The following is a 3,376-nucleotide window of genomic DNA, read 5'->3' on the forward strand; positions in this document are numbered from 1 at the left end:
GTGCGTGATGGCGGGAGACATCGAAGGGAGAACGATGACTATGCGTATGCCAGTTCACCCCACGCGTCTCGGTGGTTGGCCCATCTGTGCTGACGCCCACTCGAATACAGTCTTCGCGGCGGAGCCGGCGAAGGCGCGGTCAAGGTTGCGTGGTGCCACCAGCCCATACCGGGCCTCGGCGGCATAAGGATTGAGTTCGTCGAGCCAATCCGCGTGGGGCGGGGAATTCAAGCGTCGGTCGGCCATCAGGTCAAGCAACTCGGCAATGTCGTGCGTGCGGCGGAAGGCGACTCCCTCGTGAGCGAGTACGGCCTTGAGCGCTTTCTCGACGCACTGCTGAAAGTGAAAACCGACCACGCCGTCACGAATTCCAGGCGCCTGAGAGAGCAAGAGCGCCGCACGCAGGTCCTGCTCCGCGGCGTCGATGAGCATTTGAGCTACGCTCGGCCGCTCATCCATGAACGACTTTGCCCTCCCGCAGCGCCCAGTAGAGGGCGCTGCCGGGCTGATTACCCCAGCGCGCGACGTCCGCGGTCGAAAAGACGAGCACATCGACAGGTATGCGCAACGGCCTGAGGAGGCGTCGAAGTCGCACCATCTCCCGGGCACGGTCGTCGACGTCCCGCTCGATGACGAGCAGGTCCAGATCGGAGTCTTCGCGCGCCTCGTTGCGTGCGTAGGAGCCGAACAGGACTATGCGCTCGGGCTGCGCGGCCGCAGCCAAGGTGCGCACTGCGGCGTCGATTTGTTCAGCGGTGATCATGATCGGGCCGATTGTGCCCCTTGTGCGCGGGTTCGGCCAGTAGCGAGCAAGTTCCGCAAGGAAAGCGCACTGCGCCCTTGGGCGCTCGCGTCATCCTTCTACTTCGTCATGTATCGGACCAGGATTCCGATCATGAAGTCCGTGAACGTCCACGAGGTCAAGGCGCGCCTCTCCGAATATCTGGCGCAGGTGGAGGCCGGCGAAACGGTCATCATCTGCCGTGAGGAACAAACCGATCGCGGAACTGAAGCCGGTTGCAGCGACGCGCACGACGCCGCGCCCGATCGGGCTGGCGGAAGGTGAATTCACGCTCCACGCCAGCTTCTTCAAGCCGCTGGATGATGGGCTCCTCGATCTGTTCGAAGGCAAGGGCAAAACTGATTAGTGACGAACCTCAGCTTGTCAGTTGGTCGCCGACTCGAGGCCGTCATTCCGGGGCTGCCGTAAGGCAGCGCCCGGAATCCAGGAGATTCGCGGGGTCCGTTTCTGGATTCCGGTTTGCGCTACGCGCCCCCGGAATGACGAGCTGAGGTTCGTCACTCGCCGTGAGAGATCCTCGTCAGGCACGCCGCCCGGCGCTTCGACATGCACGTTCGAGAGGCCCCAGATCGCTACTTCACCTCCCGACGTGAAGCTCATAACATCGCCTCGCTGCCGATCGACGAGGAGGCTGTCGTACAACTTCTGAAGTTGCCGGATCTGCACCGCGACCCTTTCGACCGCATTCTGGTGTGTCAGGCGATTGCCCACGGGCTTACGGTCGTCACACCCGATGAAGCGATCCGGCGCTATCCCGCGCGCTCGTTCTGGTAGCTCACGCCCGCCACCCAGCATCCGCGGTCACGCCGGCTCGGGCACGCTCGGCAGGCCGGACAGCGCCATCGCGAGCTCGCGCTCGTCGTAGACCTGATCGGTGAGTTTGCCGGCGAAATAGTCGGTGTATGCCTGCATGTCGAAGTGGCCGTGGCCGCAGAGATTGAAGAGGATGGCGCGGCTCACGCCCTCTTCGCGACACCGTTCCGCCTCGTCGATCGCTCCCCTGACCGCGTGGTTCGCCTCGGGTGCGGGAACGATGCCTTCGTGCCGGGCGAAGAGCACGCCCGCTTCGAAGCATTGCAGCTGGTGGTAGGCGCGCGCCTCGATGAGGCCGAGCTGCTTCACGTGCGAGACCAGCGGCGCCATTCCGTGATAGCGCAGTCCGCCGGCGTGGAAGCCCGGCGGCATGAAAGACGAACCGAGGGTGTGCATCTTCGTGAGCGGCGTCATGTGGCCGGTGTCGCCGAAGTCGTAGGCGTAGCGCCCGCGGGTGAGGCTGGGGCAGGCCGCCGGCTCGACCGCGACGATCCGCACGTTGCGGCCACTGCGCAACTGGCTGCCCAGGAAAGGGAATGCGATCCCGGCGAAATTCGATCCTCCGCCGGTGCAGCCGACGATGACGTCCGGGTAGTCATCGGCGAGTTCGAGCTGCTCCATCGCCTCCAGTCCCACCACGGTCTGGTGCAGCAGCACATGATTCAGGACCGAGCCCAGCGCGTACTTGGTATCGGGACGGCTCGCCGCGATTTCCACGGCTTCCGAGATGGCGATGCCGAGGCTGCCGTTGCTGTCGGGCGACCGGGCGAGCACGCTGCGGCCGTACTCCGTTTCTGCCGACGGGCTTGCGATGCAGCGTGCTCCATAGGTTTCCATCAGCGCGCGGCGGTAGGGTTTCTGCACATAGGAGACCTTGACCATGAAGACCTGCACGTCGAGGCCGAAGACCGCGCCCGCGAAGGCGAGCGACGAGCCCCACTGGCCGGCTCCGGTTTCCGTGGTGATCCGCTTCACACCCGCCTCGCGGTTGTAGAACGCTTGCGCGACCGCGGTGTTGGGCTTGTGGCTACCCGCGGGACTGACCCCTTCGTACTTGTAGTAGATCCGCGCCGGGGTCTCTAGTGCGCGCTCCAGGCGCCGGGCCCGATACAGCGGTGTCGCGCGCCATTGACGGTAGACGTCCCGCACGGGGCCGGGAATCTCGATCTCGCGCTCGGTCGATGCCTCTTGCAGGATGAGCGATGTCGGGAAGAGAGGAGCGAGATCGTCGGGACCGACCGGCTTCAGCGTGCCGGGGTGCAGCACCGGAGGCGGTGGTGTCGGAAGGTCCGCCACGATGTTGTACCAGTGGCGGGGAATGCGGGATTCATCGAGCAGGTACTTGACGCTGTCGTTCACGTTCACGGCCCTCGCGGTAATGGGAGCAAGTGGTGGAGCGTGCCGTTTCCGTGTCGATCCGCCGACGGGTCGCCGCACGCCCCCGGGGAAGCTTGTCGGCACCGGCTTCACCTTGCAGCACGCTCAAGTCGAAAAGCACAATACCATCTTGCCGCGGGGGACCTTGCAACGCCATCTACGCCACGATGACGCTGCCGACGCATCGGGGCTGCGCTCACGGGCTTGCGGTCGTCATCGCGGCCGTTGAGAGTCGCCCTCGACCGCCGAGTCGGGCTGCGAACCGGGCATAATGTCGGTCCCCGCATCTTCAGGCTGCCATGCGCTTCGACACTTATCTTCGCTACGACGAGCTTACGCGCGCGCTGCATGCGCTGGCCACCGAGCATCCGGGCCTCCTGCGTG

4 protein-coding genes and 1 pseudogene are annotated in these 3,376 nt (G+C 65.0%); 2 read left to right on the forward strand and 3 right to left on the reverse strand.

Annotated features, from left to right (window positions below; genetic code table 11):
* Positions 1-54 precede the first annotated feature (54 nt).
* Together JNK68_16565 and JNK68_16570 are read right to left on the reverse strand one after the other, a co-directional pair.
* On the reverse strand, positions 55-432 hold the full coding sequence (locus tag JNK68_16565) for a HEPN domain-containing protein (GenBank protein MBL8541958.1): 378 nt from the start codon (positions 430-432) through the stop codon (positions 55-57).
* Positions 433-451: 19 nt separating this feature from the next.
* Positions 452-763 (reverse strand): nucleotidyltransferase domain-containing protein, encoded by a 312-nt coding sequence (locus JNK68_16570; GenBank protein MBL8541959.1) that lies wholly within the window; start codon positions 761-763, stop codon positions 452-454.
* Positions 764-895: 132 nt separating this feature from the next.
* Here JNK68_16570 and JNK68_16575 point away from each other — a divergent pair.
* Both JNK68_16575 and JNK68_16580 read left to right on the forward strand, forming a co-directional pair.
* A pseudogene (locus tag JNK68_16575) lies at positions 896-1,148 on the forward strand (type II toxin-antitoxin system Phd/YefM family antitoxin).
* 200 nt (positions 1,149-1,348) lie between these two features.
* The gene (locus JNK68_16580; GenBank protein MBL8541960.1) at positions 1,349-1,576 is read left to right on the forward strand and encodes a type II toxin-antitoxin system VapC family toxin; all 228 of its coding nucleotides are present in this window, start codon (positions 1,349-1,351) and stop codon (positions 1,574-1,576) included.
* A gap of 27 nt (positions 1,577-1,603) precedes the next feature.
* Here the strand turns inward: JNK68_16580 and JNK68_16585 are convergent, their stop codons facing one another.
* Complete coding sequence (locus tag JNK68_16585; GenBank protein ID MBL8541961.1) at positions 1,604-2,974, reverse strand: TrpB-like pyridoxal phosphate-dependent enzyme; 1,371 nt, start codon at positions 2,972-2,974, stop codon at positions 1,604-1,606.
* Between the last annotated feature and the right edge of the window lie 402 nt (positions 2,975-3,376).

This window comes from Betaproteobacteria bacterium (assembly GCA_016791345.1).
Classification (GTDB): Bacteria; Pseudomonadota; Gammaproteobacteria; order Burkholderiales; family JAEUMW01; genus JAEUMW01.

Excerpts from the sequence above, each read along its gene's own strand:
- JNK68_16580 (MBL8541960.1), top strand. The coding sequence starts at position 1,349 with ATGCACGTTCGAGAGGCCCCAGATCGCTACTTCACCTCCCGACGTGAA.
- JNK68_16570 (MBL8541959.1), bottom strand. The coding sequence starts at position 763 with ATGATCACCGCTGAACAAATCGACGCCGCAGTGCGCACCTTGGCTGCG.
- JNK68_16565 (MBL8541958.1), bottom strand. The coding sequence starts at position 432 with ATGCTCATCGACGCCGCGGAGCAGGACCTGCGTGCGGCGCTCTTGCTC.